Source organism: Streptomyces sp. NPDC012637 (genome assembly GCF_042954805.1).
Taxonomy (GTDB): Bacteria; Actinomycetota; Actinomycetes; order Streptomycetales; family Streptomycetaceae; genus Streptomyces.
This window is the reverse complement of record NZ_JBIBDS010000001.1, coordinates 19,471-35,320: the sequence shown is the minus strand read 5'-3', so window position 1 is coordinate 35,320 and position 15,850 is coordinate 19,471. Positions and strand designations below refer to the sequence as shown.

Below are 15,850 nucleotides of genomic sequence, written 5' to 3'. Positions count from 1 at the left end.
GCTCGCTCTGTCGTCTTCCCTTTCCGCAGATTCTCCATGGAGGTCGCGTCGATGCCTCGTATGCCCGTCCGGACCGCCTGCCTCGCAGCCACCTTGCTGCTCACGGCCCTCGCCGGAACACCCGTCCCCGCTGTCGCGCGGGACCTGCCCGACCGCTACGTCGTTTCCCGTGAGGCGGGTGTTCTGCCTGAAGGGATCACGGTCACTCCTGACGGCACGATGTACGTGTCCTCCGATGGCCTCGGAACCCTGTACCGCGGCCGGATCGGTGCTGCGGAGCTGGAGCCGTTTCCGGCGCGCGGGCTGGAAGAGCGCACCAGCACCCTGGGCGTGCACACCGACCGGCGTGGACGTGTGCTGTCCGTCGGGGGTGCGATCCTGACCGTGCACGACCGTCACGGGCGGCTGCTCGCCCGGCGCACGGCGAAGGACGGGCCGCTCGGCGCGCCGCATCTGAACGACCTGGTCGTGACCGAGGACGCGGTGTACGTCACCGACTGGGCCAACCCCGTGATCCACCGTGCGGAGATCCGGGGCTCGACCGTGGGCCCGCTCGAACCCTGGCTGGATATCCGTGCCGCGTTCCCGCAGTTCCCGGCACGGTACTGGCTGTTGAACGGGATCGTGGCCGACGAGAGGGGTTCCACTCTGCTTGTGGCGTCGAACGGCACGGAGGCCGTCTGGCGGATCGGTGTTGCGGACCGGGAGGTCAGCCGGCTCGACCTCGGCGAGCAGTCTTTCGGCGCCGACGGCATGGTGCTGCGCGGTCGCACGCTGTACGCCGTGCTCAACTACGGCGCCCCGCACGGTGTCTACATCGCCCGGCTCGACCGGGAACTGCGGGCGGGCACGGTCACCCACCGTCTCGTGGACGAGCCTTTCGACCTGCCCACTACGTTGGCGAGGCATGGTTGCCGTCTCTATGTGGTCAACAGCCAGCTCGACGAGCCGCCGGGCCGGCCGCCGTACACCGTGAGGGCGATCCCCGACCCCACCTGCGACGACTCTCCGTGACCATTCTGGTGCCGTGACCGGGAGCCTTCGCCGGGTTGCTCGTTGGTGCTGGATGCGGCCGGGTGAAGGCGCCCGGGAGGGGGCGGGGACGGCATCACGGCGAGGGCCGGCTGACCGGGCATGAGAGCGCGGAGTCCGCCGCGGATCGTTCGGCGGGGAAGCACCGGCTCGGTGCGGTTCCGGCGGGCGATGACGCGGCGGCTGCCCTCGTCGGGCGGCAGCCGGGTCCCGGTCGATCGCGCACCTCTTTCAGTGCGTGGGTTCTGTCGCGGGGCGTCGTTCCGGGGCGGTGTTCCGTGGGATCGTCTCTGGCGTTTGCTGCGGTGAGCGTGAGCGTGGTGGCGCTGAGTGGTGATGGGTTCAGGCGGGGGATCCGGCTTCGGGGATGACCGCGGTGGCGGGGACCGTCACGACGTTCTGGGTCCAGCAGTCTGATTCTTCGGTGGCGACGTCGGTTCCGCAGGCTGCGCAGACAAGGTTGGGGCCGTCTCGGCCGTCGAGTCCGCAGCAGCCGTTGTGGCGTTCGTCGTCCGGGTGCGGAGCTGTTCCGGGTAGGTCGTCGGGGTGCAGGAGGAAGAGACTTGCGTCCTTGCTGGTCGTGTAGGTGCCACGGGCCATCCGCGGAGGGGCGATCCGGTGGCCGGAATGCTGCACGGCGTCTCGTGAGGGCCGTGCTTTCCTGAGATCTCCGGTGAGTGGATGCCGGCAGCTCGCGCAGGTGAAGAGTGTCACCAGACCATTCTGCCGAGCCGGGCAGCGCCCACCTCCGGAAATTTCTCCGAGCTGCGGGCAGCCGGCCGGCGTCGACGGGGTTGGCGAGGGATCCCGGCTTTACGGGAAGAGGGTCTGGATGCGGCTCTCACGTGTCGGGTGCCGTGTGTGGGCCGGTGGCGTGTCAGCGGGGCCGGTAGGTGTGGTCGGGGTGTCCCACGGTGCGGCGTACCGCCTTCAGCCAGGCCTCGAAAAGGTGCTCCCGGCCGCCGACGAGCTCGGCGACCGCGCGGCGTTCGAGATCCTGGAAGGGCTGGTAGTACGTGCGGTTGTAGGCTTCCACGATCTGGAAGGTCCAGTGGCCGGGGATGACGTTCCGGCCGAGGATCTCGGTCTCGACGCGGCGCGCCCACTCCTGGTGCCCGGTTGCCCGCAGCAGCGCCACGGCGCGGTCCAGTTCGAAGTCTGCCGTGCCGGTGAGCTGGTGGAAGCCGTAGAGGTGGCCTCGGGCGCGTTCGACTGTCTCCAGTGCCTTGGAGAGCGAGCCGAGTGCCTCCAGGGTCTTGTCGGACACGCCCACGGGCGGCTGGTGAGCGGGGTCGGGGCCGAGGTCGGGGTCGTCTTGAGCAGTCATGACCGGGCATGTGCCCGGCTGGCGGACGCGCGTATCGACGCTACGGGCGCGGGCCGTCCGGACGGCCCGCTTCTCCACCCGAAGCGAGCAACCGACGGCCGGGGAAGCGCGCCGCTTAGGCCCGTGCGCTGGGGTTCAGGTGGGCCAGGTGCCGGTGAGGTGGCGCAGTGCGGTGGCTCCGCCGCGGTCGACGGCGGCCTTCACGAGGGCGAAGAGCGCTCCTTGGAGGGCTGCGGCGAGCAGCACCTCGTTCCAGTGGCGTTGCTCGTCGGTGGCTTTGGGGGCCTCGTCCTCGTGTCGCAGTAGCTGCCATGTCTTTTTGAACGCGGCGGCGGCGAGCATGCCGCTTGCGGCGCCGAGGGCCAGTGAGGCGGGTTTGTAGGCGAGGGCTGAGGCCTTCATCGCTGTGGCTTCCCTCCCGGTTCGTGTGCTTCGGGTTCGTGTGCTCGCGGTCGTGTGCTTCGGGCTCTGTGCTTGGGGCTTGGGTGCGTCGGGGTCATGGGCTGTCCGGGTCATGTGCTGTCCGCTCGTGTGCGGCCCCGGGCGGCGGCCCTGTCCGGCTTGTGGGCCGGCGTCTGCGGGCGACTCGTCTGCTGCCCCACCAGAACGCGCCGATGAGCACGAGGACCACGACGATGCCGATCGGCACCATCAGCAGTGATGATGTCCCGGAGGCAGCGGCCAGCTGGGCTGCGGGGTCGGCTGGAGTCATGTGAGGCGTCCTTTCCCTGCGGCGACAAGTGGTTGCCTGCCGGGTACCCCGGCGGCTGATGGACATGCGTGGCTCCCCACGTGCCCCGCTCACCCGTCGCGGCGGTCGCGGTCATGTGCCCGAGGCGTCCATGGGGTGGCGGGTGGTTGTGTGGGGGTCTGGTGGATCGTGCGTGTCGGGGTGGTCTTCGACGGATTCCTTTATGCCCCATTGATGGGGCTTTGTGCTGGGGTGTGAAAGGTCGGGTCACGGGTACCCGGGCGGTCATGGACAGATGGCATCTGAGATCGCGTGTCGAGCAGCCTGGCAGGGATGCTCCTGCCGGCGGGCCTCGGCGGGAGAGCCGTTTTGGGCAGCGGTCGCGGGCCCGCCCGGAGCACCGTCCCGCATCCCGGGCAGAGCAGCCGGGCCGGGGCACGGTGGGGGAGTCTGGTGCGCGCGCGTCGGTGCCCGGGCCGGGGCCCGAGGTGGAGCGGCGGGCGCCGGGGCGTCCGACCCGGCTGCCGAAGAAGGCCTGGGGTGCGGCGCTGAAGAGGACGCTGCGGGAGTTCCGGGACGACGAGCTGGCGGACCGGGCGGCGGCCCTGACGTATTACGGCATGCTGGCGCTGTTTCCCGCGCTTTTGGTTTTGGTGTCGTTGCTGGGTCTTGCCGGCAGGTCGACCACTGACACTCTGCTGGAGAACGTGCGCCAGCTGGCGCCCGGCCCGGCGGCGGACATCGTGTCCGGGGCGGTGCGGCAGCTGCAGAGCGGAGCCGGTGTCGCGTCGGTGATGGCGGTCGTGGGCCTGGTTCTTGCGGTGTGGTCGGCGTCGGGCTACGTGGCGGCGTTCATCCGTGCCGCCAATGCCGTGTACGACGTGCCCGAGGGGCGTCCGGTGTGGAAGGTCCTGCCCCTGCGGGTCGGGGTGACGGTGGTGCTGCTGGTCCTGGCGGTGGCCAGTGCCCTGATCGTGGTGTTCACCGGCGCTCTGGCGCAGCGGGCGGGGGACGTCCTCGGGATCGGGGGGACCGCGCTGACGGTGTGGTCGATCGCCAAGTGGCCGGTGCTCGTGCTGCTGGTCACGACGATGATCGCGATCCTTTACTGGGCCACGCCGAACGCCCGGGTCAAGGGCTTCCGCTGGATCACGCCCGGCAGTCTGCTGGCTCTGGTCCTCTGGCTGGTCGCGTCGGCGGGGTTCGCGCTGTACGTCTCCGCGTTCGGCTCGTACAACAAGATCTACGGCACTCTGGCGGGCGTGGTCGTCTTCCTGGTGTGGCTGTGGATCAGCAACCTGGCGATCTTGTTCGGCCTGGAGTTCGATGCCGAGATGCTGCGGCAGCGGGCGGTGGCGGGCGGCTACCCGGAGGATGCCGAACCGTACGCCGAACCGCGCGACACCAGCGCCTGGGACGATGCCGACCGCCGACGGCTGGGCGACGAACGGGAGGATCCTTAGGGTCCGCGGGGCCCGGTGAATCCGGCCACGGCCGGCGCCGACCCGGGCGCGGGACACGGCCCGCGGGGATCGCGATGATCTCCGTGCCGCCGCTGGGCGAGGACTTTGGTGCCGAAATCTGCCACTCCCGCTCCGCTGCGTGGCCCTTGCCGGTGAGCTCGACGGCCGCTCGGCGTCGTTGCGTGCCTGGCGGGTTTTCCCGGTACGTCGCTGATGGCATCAGGGCAGAGAGGTCTGGGCGGCCCGCATCGGAGCCGTTCAGTTCGTTCCAGGCGCCTCCGGTCAATGCCGTCAGGCTCTGAGTCCGTCCGCGGCCAGAGGACAACAGGCCGGTGAGCCGGCGGCGTTCCCGGCTCCGACCGGTCGACTGAGTGCGCTGCGGATCATTCTGGGATGGTCAGACCGGCTTCCTTCAGCCGGGGAAGACAGATGGCCAAGCAGCCGGCTACGGACTTCGCGTCGGTGCGGACGAGCAGGTTCTCCCGCAGCGGAGCCCCGCTGGCCACGAACGTCCACGGCTTGGTGCCGTCACGCATGCGTTCGGCATCCGCCTTGAAGATGACGGTAACGCCCTGCTCGGCCAGCGCTTCCATGATCCGTACGATGTCCATCGTTCCCCCGGTGGTGATCAAGCGACGAGCCACACTACAGGGGCCGTGAGGGGCCTCCTTGGCGGGTTGGGCGTATGAAGGGGTGTCTTCGTCCGCGACAACCGCAGGAAGAGACGTGATGCGTTGAGGACGGGGCGGGCTCCCACCAGAGCCCGGCCCCTTCCCGCCTGGACCGACCTCCACGGCGCCGGTCCGCAGCCCGGCTCGCCCCCGGCTCATTTCCGGGGTGTCCCCCTCAGTACTTCTCCGCTGCGCCGTTTGCAAGGACTCACTGCTGGTGCGTGGTGCGTGGTGCGTGGTGGGTGCGTGGTGCGTGGCGCGCATTGTGGACTGATGACGCCGGGCCCGGAGGCTTCTGGGAGTCCTGTATGAACGTCTTCGTCGGCTCGGAACTGTTGATTACCGGCGAGCGCGGCTGGCTTCGCTGCCGAGGACGGCATGTCGGCTCTTATCGGGGTGACCCGCCAGAGGCATTCTGCCGTCGTCCACGATCCTGACGGCCGACGTCGGCATCGTCGCCCCGTCGGCGGGCGCGGCGTGTGCGGCATCGCGAGCGTCGCAGCCGTGATGCTCGGCTGCTTTCTGTGTCGGCCGCCGTCGCCGGGCCGGCATCGGTGATCCTTCCTGCCGGCTGCGCGGCTGTCCGAGCCAGGCCGAAGCACGTGGAGGTGCATGCAAGTGGTGTCTCCTGGCATGCGCCATCCCCGAAACCACCGAACCACTGCCGAGATGGCCTTGCCGCTGCTCGTGATACGAGACCTTCCTGACTGTCGCCGACCGCACCGGCCGTCCGGTCTCCTGCTTAACCCCCTGCCATGAGCACAGCGGTCGGCGTTCCCCTGCAGCGCATCTGGCCGGGCACAGAAGCGAGCGTCTCACCGACGCTGTCTGGGCGGCTGTGGGGCGGCACGGCACTCATCGTGGGGGGGTGGAGCGGGAAGATGGGTGCGTCCTGGCCTCGGCGTGCCGTGCGTGCCGCGAAATCTTCTCGCTCCACCGTTGCGCGCCTCCGGTCGCCTGGGCAGCTGGTTGAGTGATTCAGATGAAATTCAGAGCGAAAGTCGGCGTGTGATTGGGTTAGGGTGCGGGTGGAGGTGTGGTCTGTGCCCACTGAGGACGAGTTGTTCAGTGCTGTCGATGCGCTGCTGGAGCAGGCAGCCCAGGACGACCTGCCCTCTCCCCGGGAGCGCAAGCGTCTGCGGGAAGCTGCCGGCCTGAGTCAGGAGCAGATCGCGAAGGCGTTGAACAGCCGGCGCGAGACCATCGGGAATTGGGAGACCGGGGCGACGGAGCCGCGGGCGCCGAAGCGCGCCGCCTACGCCCGCCTTCTGGAGGGTCTTGCCGCCCGCTTCCCTGCCCAGGACGTCGAGCCCGGCACCGATGCGGCCGATGCGGCAGGCACGGAGGCGTCGGCGGCCCCGGGGACCTGCACTCCCCGCCCCGCAGCTCCCGCTACCGCTCCCGAGCCTGAGCCTGAGCAGAGGCCCGAGCGGGTCCTGGCTCCGACCGCGTCCGTGCGGCCGTCCCGCCCGGCGGCAAGTAGTACGACCAGGCCGCCGTCGTCGAGTAATCCCGGTGCGGAGAACGCCGTGCCGAAGAGCGTCGCGCCGAAGGAGGCCCCGGCGAAGTACGCCACGCCGAAGGCGCGCTCGCCGAAGAACGCGGCGGCAAAGAATGCCGCGCCGAAGAACGCCACAGGGTCGGCCGTGGCCGATCCGCGCTTCGCGCACGGGCCGCTTGCTGTCATCGATTGCGAGGACGGCGTCGTGTCGGCGTACTGCACTGGTGGCCTGGTCCTCGACGTGCCGGCCAGGAATCTGCCGTCGCTGATCGAGTGGACGCTGGCCGAGGCCAAGCTCGGTCAGGCCCGCCTGCACCGCTGGGGCCGTGACGCCGACCCGCTCCTGGTCCTGACCGCGGCCGCGTTGGAACGCTATGGCCTGCCGGCCGTCCTGTCGCAGGAGGAGCGACGTGCCGGGCGGCTCCCGGACGGTCACCAGGCGGTCAGACAGCTCATCAAGGCGGACTGGAAGCTGACCCAGCGTGGTTTCGGGCCGTGGGCACGGATCTACCGCCCGGCCGAGGGCTCCAGGCGCAACTGTGTCCAGCTGTGTATTCCGGCGTGGAACGCGCTCGACGTCCGCGAGTGGGACCGTAAGGACGCCCCGGTGCTGCCGACGATGCACCCGGCCGATCTCGCCCGTTACCTCGGCACGTACGCACAGCGGGTGATGACGCCGCGCGGGACCACGTCGGTCACCGGCCTGGAACTCATGGTCGCGCTGCGCCCGCCGACCCGCGCGGAGAAGGACGAGGTCACCGGCGAGTTCAGGCAGGCGTTCAACGCAGACGCGCTCACACACCTCTACGACGTCGTGGAGTGCGAGGTTCCCGACGAACACCCGGTCCTCAAGGACCGCTTCGCCCGGCACCACCTGCGGACCCCGGCCGAGATGCTGATGGAGGAGCCGTACGACTGGTGCCGGCCGCTGACCGACGAGGAGTGCATGAACCCCTATCTGGTCGTGATCGACGTCAACATGTCGTTCGCGGCCGCGGCCAACGGGCTTGCCGTCGGGCTGAACGGCCCGACCCATCTCACCGGCAACCCGACGTTCGATCCTGCCCTGCCTGGCTCGTGGCTGGTCGACCTCTCGCATGCCGACCTGTCGCGTGTGGAGGTCAACGGCCGAATGGTGGATGGTGCCCGGCTGCCCTCGCCGTTCACGCCGAGCGGCCGGCCGCCCACGGGGCCGGCCTGGTACGCCACCCCGACCCTCGCCTACGCGGTCGAGCTCGGCTTCGACGTCGCGCCGCTCGAGGCGTACGTGCGCACCCGGTCCGGCCGTTACCTGGATCCCTGGTACAAGCGCCTGCGCGATGCGTACGTCGCCACGATGGCCGACCTCGGTGTCACCACCAGCCTTGCCGGGGCCGAGTTCCTGGACGCGATGGCCCGTTCCCGGCAGGCCGATCCGGTCATGGCGCTGCTCGCGAACGCGATCAAGGCGACGGCGAAGGGCTCCATCGGCAAGCTCCGCCAGCGCAACCGCGGCCAGGTGCCCTACTACGAGCCGTGGCCGGCGCTCCGGCGGGAGACGTGGCGGCCCGACATCCGGGCCGCTGTTCTGGCGAACAACCGGGTCAGCCTGCATCGCAAGCTGATGAAGACCGCCGCGGCGGCCAACCTCTACCCGGTCGCGATCGGCACCGACGCCGTCGTCTACCCGTCCCCGGGCCCGTCGCCCCTCGATGTCCTGCCGCACACCGCGGAGGGCAAGCCCGTGCCGGGCACGTTCCGGCTCGGCGTCTCGCCGGGCATGGTCAAGCACCAGGGCACCCAGACCGTCCTGTGGGCCGAGCAGCAGTTCGAGGAGAACGGCAGCGTCTTCAACATCGCCAACCTGATCAAGAACGATCCGGCCGCCGGAGAAGGGGAGTAGCCGGCCATGGCGGACCTGCTCGGCGAGAGCCTGGACCGCGCACTGGAGCAGGCGTTCACCCGCCCGGCCCCCAAAAGTGCCCGATCCCAGATGAAGTACCTGGTCAAGCAGCTCAAGGGCACCAAGGCTGCCGCCGAAGCCCTCGGGATCTCCCAGCGCACGGTCGAGCGGTACGTGGCCGGCAAGCTGAAGCGGCCCCGGCAGGATCTGCGTGCCCGTCTGGACCGTGAGGTCAAGAAGCGGTGGCAGCCGCAGATCCGGGCCAAAGCCCGGAAGAAGGCGGCCGCCACCGGCGGCCTGGTCGTCTCCACCCGGGCCCGCTTCGGCTTCACCGCCGCCCCGGGCACCACCGACGACGCCCGCATCCGCGACATCACCCAGGCCCTGCCGCCGCAATGGGCGGACCGCCTCTACACCGCCCGCGAGCAGGGTGCCGACGAGCAGCAACTGCAGCGCATCGCGGCCGAGGGCCTGGCGGAGATGTACTTCCGCGCGAACAACACCCGGGCGGCCGGTCTCGGGGTGCAGTTCACCGACGTCGAGCACATCGACATCGACCTGTAGCCGTCGCCCGCGGCGCCCCGGCCCCGCACCGCCCGCAACGAGTCTGCCGGAGCACTGGGAGACCGGTGAGAGAAACGGATCTTCCCGGAGCGCAGCCACTCGCCGAAGGACCGGTCCGGGGGTAGTCCCGCATCAGCAGTCCGACCTGCTTGTCCCACAGGTCGGCCGGCACGAAGTCGCGGGCGGAGCGGGCCGGGCCGGTCGCCGGGTCGCCGGCCGGAGGGATGAAGGCTGCGGTTGCCATGGATGCCTCCGGTGGACGGTGGCCCGCGACGGTGCGGGGCGATGTACTGAAGACACCGCACGGTGTGACCGAGTACTGATCAACTGCCTTGTTCTGCAAGCGGTTTGCACGGTGTGCAAGCGGTCTCGACACGTCCTGTCGGCTCCTCGTACCGCGGGGCGCCCGGTCGTGCAGCGCGGGAGGGACGCGTGCCCGGTGACCCGCTCTGGAGCAGTGCCCACGTCAGTCAGTTAGTCGCTCAGCGCCGCCCGGGCGCGCTCATCCGCCTGGGCCGCGAGCGCCGCGGGTGGACGCTCGCCGACCTTGGCGGGCACCTCGGGTGCTCGGCCGCGACCGTGGCGCGGCTGGAACGGCTCAGACAGGTCACCGACCTGACACTCATTCACCGTGTTGCCGCCCGCGTGGGTGTCCCCGCAAACGTCCTGGTGAGTTCCCTGGCGCCCCTGGAATCGACTGGACCGTCCGCCGCTAGAGCGGCGGCCAGTCCGCACGCCGAGGAGGACCCGATGCGCCGCCGTTCGCTGCTCACTGCCACGGCGACCGCGCCGGCCGTGCTGCTGCTCAGTGTCGACCGCGCCCTGGCCGACACTCCCGCCCCCCACCAACCGAGGCGCCTTCGACACCCGCGTGGCCGCCGCCCGCGAGCTGTACGACACCGGTGCCCACCACCAGCTCCTCGTCCTGCTCCTCCCAGGACTGATCGCCGACGGGCACGCCGCCGCGACCTCGCGCCGCGAGCTCGAGCAGGCACGCCTGTCCTCCGTCTACAGCCTGGGCACGGCCCTGCTGGTCAAGCTCGGCGCCTACGAGCAGGACCGTCTCACCGCCGACCATGCCGGCACCTGGGCGGAGGTCTCCGGCTCACCGCTCGCCTCCGCAGCGGCCTCCCGGGAGCTCGCCATCGTGCTGCGCCACCAGGACCGCAGCGACGAAGCCCAGCGGCTCATGGAGACGGCAGCGGCGCGCGTGGAGGCGACCGGACTGCGCACCGACGCGGCCACCTCCGCGTACGCGCAGATGCTGCGCACCCTGGCCTACCCCGCTGCCCGCGCGGGACGGCGGGGCGAGGCCCTGGCCATGGCCGAGGAAGCCCGCCGGGCCGCCTGTTCCCCATCAGTCCGGCCGCCGTCGATCTCTACACCGTCGGGGTCCCTGGGCACTCGGCGACGCCGGCGCGGCCCTCGAAGCGGATCAGCACCTGCGGCCGGAGCTCTTCGCCACCGCCGAGCACAAGGCGCGCCTCGGGACCGACATGGCACGCGCCTGGTGGGCGTGGGGACGGCCCAAGCAGACCGCCCGCGCCCTGCTCGACGCTCACCGAGCCAGCCCCGGAGAGGTCCGCGGCCGCCCCGCCATCCGGCGCATCATCACCGAACTCGCCGAACGGCACCCGCGTACCCCTGGCGTCCGCGAGCTGCACGCCAGCGTGTCGACCCCTAGGCACTGAGAGCCGCCGCGTGCCGGGTCACCGCGCCCTCCTGCTGAGCTCCAGCAGCGTCTCCCCCTGTCCTTCGCTCGTGGGCGAACGCCGCCGCGTACGGTTGCGGGGGACGGCGTGAGGGCGGAGGAGGAGCGTCCGTTGACCAACTGCCTCGTCGATGCGGTCGTGGCCCGGTAGCGCTCCAGCAGCACTTCCATGCCGGTCAGGCCCGTCAGCGAGGCTTGACCGAACAGGCCGCCGCCGCGATCGACTCCGCCTGCCGCTTGCTGCGGCTGCCGTCGATCCGCAACGAGTTCTCCGGCATCGCCGACCGCGCGGTCAAGGACCAGATGACCTACCGCGGCTTCCTCGCCGAACTGCTGATGGCCGAGTGCGACGACCGGGCCCGCCGCAGGTCGGAGAGGCGGATCAAGGCGTCCGGCTTCCTCCGGGAGAAGTCCCTGCGTTCCTTCGACTTCGACGCCAACCCGAACATCGACCCGGCCACCGTCCACACCCTCGCCAGCTGTGAGTGGATCAAGAAGAGCCAGCCGCTCTGCCTGATCGGCGACTCCGGCACCGGCAAGTCCCACATGCTCATCGCCCTGGGCAGCGAAGCCGCGATGAAGGGCTACCGCGTCCGCTACACCCTCGCCACGAAGCTGGTCAACGAGCTGGTCGAGGCTGCGGACGAGAAGCAGCTGAACAAGACAGAAGAACAGCGTCGCCATCGCCTCGAACGAGTCGTTCAGCGGCTGGACGAAGACGTTCACCGATCCCCGGCTCTGCGCGGCGATCGTCGACCGGCTCATGTTCAATGGCACCGCTCTCGAGACCAGCACCGACTCCTATCGCCTTGCCAGCACCAGAGCCCCGGCCGGGGAACCCGCCAAGGCCGGCTTACCGCACCGACAGCCCACCGAAAGATCCCGGCTACGTGTCCGCGCGGGTCCAGAACTGACGCGGGGCGAACCCCTCGCGCCGCAGCCAGTGCTCGGTATAGACGATCCGCTCCGCTTCGATCACGACGAGCGGCCCCGACGGCGGTTCGTCGAGAGAACGCGACCGCTCGACATGGTCGGACTGCCAGCGGAAAGCCGGCCAGTAGTGCTCGAAGTCCGGGTCGTCTTCAGACAGAACGCGAGCCTGGCCGAAGAGCTGGGCACCTCGGCTGCTGGCCTGCCCGACCAGCGGAGCGAAGATTCCCACCGACACCCTGGGATCCGCGGCGAGATTCCTCATCTTCGGCGAGCCAGCGGCCGTGGAGAACATCACCGCGAAGTCGAGGTGGAAGTACCGCACCGGCGTCGCGAGCGGCCCCTCCGGTCCCGCTGTCGCGAGCACGCACATGTTCTGCGACGACAGCAGATTGAGTATTCGCTCTTCCAGCCGCTCGCGATCGAGCCGCTGCTTCGGTGACGGGCCGGCCAGCCACGGATGAGTCACAGGCATGATCAAGTATCCCACGCCCTGCCCCGGGGCTCTCCAGCCCGGACGGCCACGACCGTCGGCAGCGCCGTCAAAACTCGTCGACATCTCCACAGCCGTTGATCACCAACTGCCGCCAGAAGTCATCGACAAACGCTGTCGCTTGAAGTCAGCTCGCAGACCGCGCACTCTCGCACGCCGGTCACCATCGGCTGGATGCAGCCCTTGCTCAAGGATCTTCCGGTCACCGCCGAACGACTCCGCGAGGATCGGATCCTCGAAGAGGCCGCCGTAACCGGCGCCGACCCACAACACCTGTGCGCGGTATTCAACATCACGCCCGACACCGGACTGCGCTACACCCGGACATCCCACCCTGACCCCTTGTCCGACCGAGATCAGGAGAGCACGCCGTAACCGGCAACCGCCCCGACTGCGAGCGCCTCGTCCAGCACTCCGAACCGCCGATTACCTGGGCCGCGACGAGCGCCGGGACGAACCGGAGCTCGTCGCCGAGCGGATTCGCCTTGCCACTGCGCTGGGTTTGGAGCTCCCACCCGCCCCCGTCCTCAGCCACGGCGACACATCGACCGCCAGCACCGGGCGCCCGTTCTCGAACCGGGGCAACGGCAGTCTGGCCAGCACTGTCCGCAATCGCTCGACGTCGATCCGGCCCCGGTTGAGGGCTCCGTACAAAGCGCCGTGCCCACGACGGTACTCGGGCGTCAGCGTCAGGTCCACCGGCGAGACCACAGGCCCCTCGACGCACAGCAACGCGTCGGTCAGTTCGAACAGTTCATCACGCCGGGCGGTCAGGCACTCGTAGAACCCTTCCCGGAAGCGTGACGCTTCCGCGAACGCTTCCCGGACATCGTGATGCAGCAGACTCACCCTCACGGCCTTCGTCGTGGTCACGTGTACTCCTTGGTCGGAGCACATGATCAGACGAAGGCCGCCCCCACGTCCGACGAATCCCCGGGCGAGCGAACCCGTTCGAGACACCGTTCGAGATCGTGGCACCATGTACGGCATGACCACCAACCGAAAGGTCCATGCCGCGTAGACGGCCAGGACGCATCCGGGCCGGAATCCCGGACCGACACCAGTCACAACGCTCAAGGCTGGCCATCGACCGCCTTTCCCCGCGAGCGCTGTCCGAGATCGTTCGCCTCGAACGCACGCGGAACTACCTCCAGCCAGGCGACATCAGTACCGCATTGCGCCTATGGAAGGACTACGTCCATCGCCCCGAGCGCGAGCTCTGGCACGACGACGAGTTCGGCAACGTGCACTGGAACTGCTGCGGCAACCCTCTCGAAGGCCGTGCCCTACTCGACGGCGTGATGCAAGCGATGTCGCAGCGCGGCGCCCGCGACTTCCGCAAGATCATCGAAGAGCTTGACGCCTTCATGGGCCCGCCCTCCCCAGCCGCAGACCGCCGAAGATAAAGAACAAGCTAAGTGCCTGTCTCTGAACCCCAGAGCAGCAGGTCGACGAGTCATTGCCCGGAATGCGGAGTTTGCGGAAGCGTTCGCTGAACGGTCACGGTGACCGTTCGGCGAACGGAACTGCTGAGGTGTGTGGGACGCGCGGGGCGGTCTTCGGGGGAGACCTTTAGAGTCCGAGGGCTCAGAAACAGGCGCTCAGCAGTACGTCCGGGCCTCCTTGACTGCGGGTTCGGCCTGCTTGGGGTCGGAAGTCACGTTGAGCAGCTCGTGCGCCTTGTCCAGGGCGTCGGCGAGCGGCTGGTACTTGGCATCCGCCAGGGCAGCCGCCCTGGCCAGATGTCCGGCGCCGACGAGGCGCGACACCAAGATGTCGAAGGCCTTCACGCTGTCGGTGCCCGGCAGCGGTTCCGGCAGTCGCCTCACGGCCGCGCAGGCCAACTCGGCGTCGGTACCCTGGACCTTGCCGGACGCCGCCCCCGACTCGCAGGCCGTCAGAGCCAGCAAGAGACCGACCACGGCCGCAGCAGTTGTAGGACGCCTCATCAGTTCCCCCCGCTCGAAGACTTCCGGCCATCCTCGGGGGCTTCGTCGAGGGGGGCACAGTCCAATCCCGGCCAGCTTGCACGGCTACCGGCCCCGCAGAGTCCGAGGGTTCAGAAACAGGCACTGAGGGGGCCGCGAGGCGGTCACGGAGTGCGGCTTGAACGATGTACTGAGTTACTGCAGCGAGGCCTGGTTCGGGCGCGGAAAACCCATGGGGCGGTCGCGATGGTTGCCGGGGAGGTCAGTCCCAGCGCGCGGTTGTCCTTGCCGTCCCGCATATGGTTGAGCCATCGTTCGTACCACTTGAGGAAGTCCTGTGCGGAGGAGACGTTCGGGGGCCAGAAGCCGTCCGCGTTGCCCGTGACCACACGGCCGGTGAGGGGGCCAGTCACTTCGATCAGGCACAGATCGCTGCAGCCCATCTCGATGATGTGGAGAAACAGGTCACCCTGCAGCGCGTCCGGGTGGTCGACATGAGTGAATCCCCGCGGGCTGCCGTCCGCCGGTTTCCGGTTCATCGTGAACAGCCTGCACTCCTCCAGCGGAAGGAGACCGTAGAAGGGGCCGGCACCGCTGCCCCCGAGTTCGATGAGAAACGCTCGGTAGGCCGCAGGAAGGACGATGCGGTGCTCCGCCTCGAAGGCGTCGGCTTCCGAAGCGGTGATGCGCGGGCCGAGGCGGAACTGGTGGCGCTCCGCGCACACCGAGTGGCTTCGTTGCGCTTGGTAGGGGAGTTTCGCCAGCTTGGAGCGTATGCGGGTGATGCGGGAGTCCATGGGAGGATCTCTTCTCTCGTCTCCAAGACTCTACCGATCGGTCTGGCAGAGACACATCCAAGCGTCTGGAGAGCTCCTGCGTACGGGTACGGGCGCAGCCGCCGACCTGGTCGCGGCTGGCGGCGATTTTGGTGGCACGGTGCGCAGAGCGTGACGCCTGAGGTTCGGAGTAGATGTCCCGACCAGGTCAGCGGCACGCCTCCCGAACTCGTGAACATCGGCTTGGCCGCCTTCGGGGTGCCTCCCGCGCTCATCGGCAAACGACTCGCGTTCTCTTGGAAGTACTCACTGACCTGAACACCGAATCAGTCGGAACCGAGCCGTACACAGTCGAGGATCCCGGGCGGCAGGGGCCAAGTTCGTGGTGCCAGCGCCTCAGAAGTCTCGAAGTCAGGCGCTTTCGTCGGCGACTACATCGGCGACTCCACCCGCGCTGAGATCGCCTACGCGCGCAAGCTCGGCAAGCCGGTGGCCTTCACTCACCCGGAAGTCGGCCCCGCCGCGTGAGCGCGATCAGCGACTTCAACCCGTCCGCCCGTGCCGACGCTCGCAGGGACCCGTGGTACGCCGCGGTGCTGGAGCAGGTGCGGAAGATGGCCTGGCCGGCCGGGAACCCGATGGTGCCCGGCGGGTGGGCGGAGACCCTGGCGAAGGACGTGATGCCGGTGAGCCCTCCGCGGCAGCTGGCACTCCTGACCCCGACGTAGCCGTACCCCGCCCCCTCGCCACCCGCACCGAGGCCAGGGGGCGTTTCTCTGCCCGAGACTCGCTGTCAGATCCGCCTGTCACCGTCTGGCTTTGTTGGCGAGTTTGGACGCGGTTGTTCACCGTCTCGGGAGGCGGTTGGATCGGGGCGGGGT

Annotated in this window: 15 protein-coding genes and 2 pseudogenes; 9 read left to right on the top strand and 8 right to left on the bottom strand. The window is 69.4% G+C overall.

Annotated elements, in window-relative coordinates; all coding sequences use genetic code 11:
• Positions 1–36: 36 nt before the first annotated feature.
• Positions 37–1,014 carry a hypothetical protein gene (locus ACFY8W_RS00190; RefSeq protein ID WP_391098194.1) on the top strand — a complete coding sequence of 326 codons (978 nt, stop codon included), beginning with the start codon at positions 37–39 and terminating at the stop codon, positions 1,012–1,014.
• Positions 1,015–1,909: 895 nt separating this feature from the next.
• Here ACFY8W_RS00190 and ACFY8W_RS00185 read toward each other — a convergent pair.
• From ACFY8W_RS00185 to ACFY8W_RS00175, 3 genes are all read right to left on the bottom strand, one after another.
• Positions 1,910–2,359 (bottom strand): hypothetical protein, encoded by a 450-nt coding sequence (locus ACFY8W_RS00185; protein WP_391098191.1) that lies wholly within the window; start codon positions 2,357–2,359, stop codon positions 1,910–1,912.
• A 135-nt stretch (positions 2,360–2,494) separates the two neighbouring features.
• Positions 2,495–2,761 (bottom strand): DUF4235 domain-containing protein, encoded by a 267-nt coding sequence (locus ACFY8W_RS00180; protein WP_391098189.1) that lies wholly within the window; start codon positions 2,759–2,761, stop codon positions 2,495–2,497.
• Between the two features lie 94 nt (positions 2,762–2,855).
• Positions 2,856–3,071: a DUF6479 family protein gene (locus tag ACFY8W_RS00175; RefSeq protein WP_391098186.1), complete on the bottom strand. Its 216-nt coding sequence runs from the start codon at positions 3,069–3,071 to the stop codon at positions 2,856–2,858.
• Between the two features lie 266 nt (positions 3,072–3,337).
• Here ACFY8W_RS00175 and ACFY8W_RS00170 point away from each other — a divergent pair, with 266 nt between their 5' ends.
• Positions 3,338–4,513, top strand: a complete 1,176-nt coding sequence (locus ACFY8W_RS00170) for a YhjD/YihY/BrkB family envelope integrity protein (protein WP_391098183.1) — start codon at positions 3,338–3,340, stop codon at positions 4,511–4,513.
• A gap of 383 nt (positions 4,514–4,896) precedes the next feature.
• Here ACFY8W_RS00170 and ACFY8W_RS00165 read toward each other — a convergent pair whose 3' ends face one another.
• Positions 4,897–5,145: a hypothetical protein gene (locus tag ACFY8W_RS00165; protein ID WP_391098180.1), complete on the bottom strand. Its 249-nt coding sequence runs from the start codon at positions 5,143–5,145 to the stop codon at positions 4,897–4,899.
• Positions 5,146–6,227: 1,082 nt separating this feature from the next.
• On the opposite strand from ACFY8W_RS00165, the gene tap reads away from it, so the two are divergent.
• The 4 genes and pseudogenes from tap to ACFY8W_RS00145 all read left to right on the top strand — a co-directional run.
• The gene (tap, locus tag ACFY8W_RS00160; RefSeq protein ID WP_391098177.1) at positions 6,228–8,567 is read left to right on the top strand and encodes a telomere-associated protein Tap; all 2,340 of its coding nucleotides are present in this window, start codon (positions 6,228–6,230) and stop codon (positions 8,565–8,567) included.
• A gap of 6 nt (positions 8,568–8,573) precedes the next feature.
• Positions 8,574–9,131, top strand: coding sequence for a telomere-protecting terminal protein Tpg (tpg, locus tag ACFY8W_RS00155; protein ID WP_391098174.1), 558 nt, complete (start codon positions 8,574–8,576; stop codon positions 9,129–9,131).
• A gap of 357 nt (positions 9,132–9,488) precedes the next feature.
• On the top strand, positions 9,489–10,934 hold the full coding sequence (locus ACFY8W_RS00150) for a helix-turn-helix domain-containing protein (RefSeq protein WP_391101618.1): 1,446 nt from the start codon (positions 9,489–9,491) through the stop codon (positions 10,932–10,934).
• Positions 10,935–11,037: 103 nt separating this feature from the next.
• A pseudogene (locus tag ACFY8W_RS00145) lies at positions 11,038–11,692 on the top strand (ATP-binding protein); the annotation flags it as partial.
• Between the two features lie 36 nt (positions 11,693–11,728).
• Here the strand turns inward: ACFY8W_RS00145 and ACFY8W_RS00140 are convergent.
• On the bottom strand, positions 11,729–12,247 hold the full coding sequence (locus ACFY8W_RS00140; protein ID WP_391101616.1) for a pyridoxamine 5'-phosphate oxidase family protein: 519 nt from the start codon (positions 12,245–12,247) through the stop codon (positions 11,729–11,731).
• Positions 12,248–12,439: 192 nt separating this feature from the next.
• Between ACFY8W_RS00140 and ACFY8W_RS00135 the strand changes: the two genes are divergently transcribed.
• Complete coding sequence (locus ACFY8W_RS00135) at positions 12,440–12,640, top strand: hypothetical protein (RefSeq protein WP_391098172.1); 201 nt, start codon at positions 12,440–12,442, stop codon at positions 12,638–12,640.
• A 129-nt stretch (positions 12,641–12,769) separates the two neighbouring features.
• On the opposite strand, the pseudogene ACFY8W_RS00130 reads toward ACFY8W_RS00135, so the two are convergent.
• Positions 12,770–13,108 (bottom strand): annotated as a pseudogene (locus ACFY8W_RS00130) (transposase); the annotation flags it as partial.
• Between the two features lie 167 nt (positions 13,109–13,275).
• Between ACFY8W_RS00130 and ACFY8W_RS00125 the strand changes: the two are divergent.
• A complete protein-coding gene (locus tag ACFY8W_RS00125) occupies positions 13,276–13,671 on the top strand; it encodes a hypothetical protein (protein WP_391098170.1) in 396 nt (131 codons plus the stop codon).
• Positions 13,672–13,866: 195 nt separating this feature from the next.
• On the opposite strand, the gene ACFY8W_RS00120 is transcribed toward ACFY8W_RS00125, so the two are convergent.
• Positions 13,867–14,175, bottom strand: a complete 309-nt coding sequence (locus ACFY8W_RS00120) for a hypothetical protein (protein WP_384414797.1) — start codon at positions 14,173–14,175, stop codon at positions 13,867–13,869.
• Between the two features lie 182 nt (positions 14,176–14,357).
• Positions 14,358–14,990 (bottom strand): SMI1/KNR4 family protein, encoded by a 633-nt coding sequence (locus tag ACFY8W_RS00115; RefSeq protein ID WP_391098166.1) that lies wholly within the window; start codon positions 14,988–14,990, stop codon positions 14,358–14,360.
• Positions 14,991–15,493: 503 nt separating this feature from the next.
• On the opposite strand from ACFY8W_RS00115, the gene ACFY8W_RS00110 reads away from it, so the two are divergent.
• Positions 15,494–15,697: a hypothetical protein gene (locus tag ACFY8W_RS00110; protein WP_391098164.1), complete on the top strand. Its 204-nt coding sequence runs from the start codon at positions 15,494–15,496 to the stop codon at positions 15,695–15,697.
• The last annotated feature ends 153 nt before the right edge of the window (positions 15,698–15,850 follow it).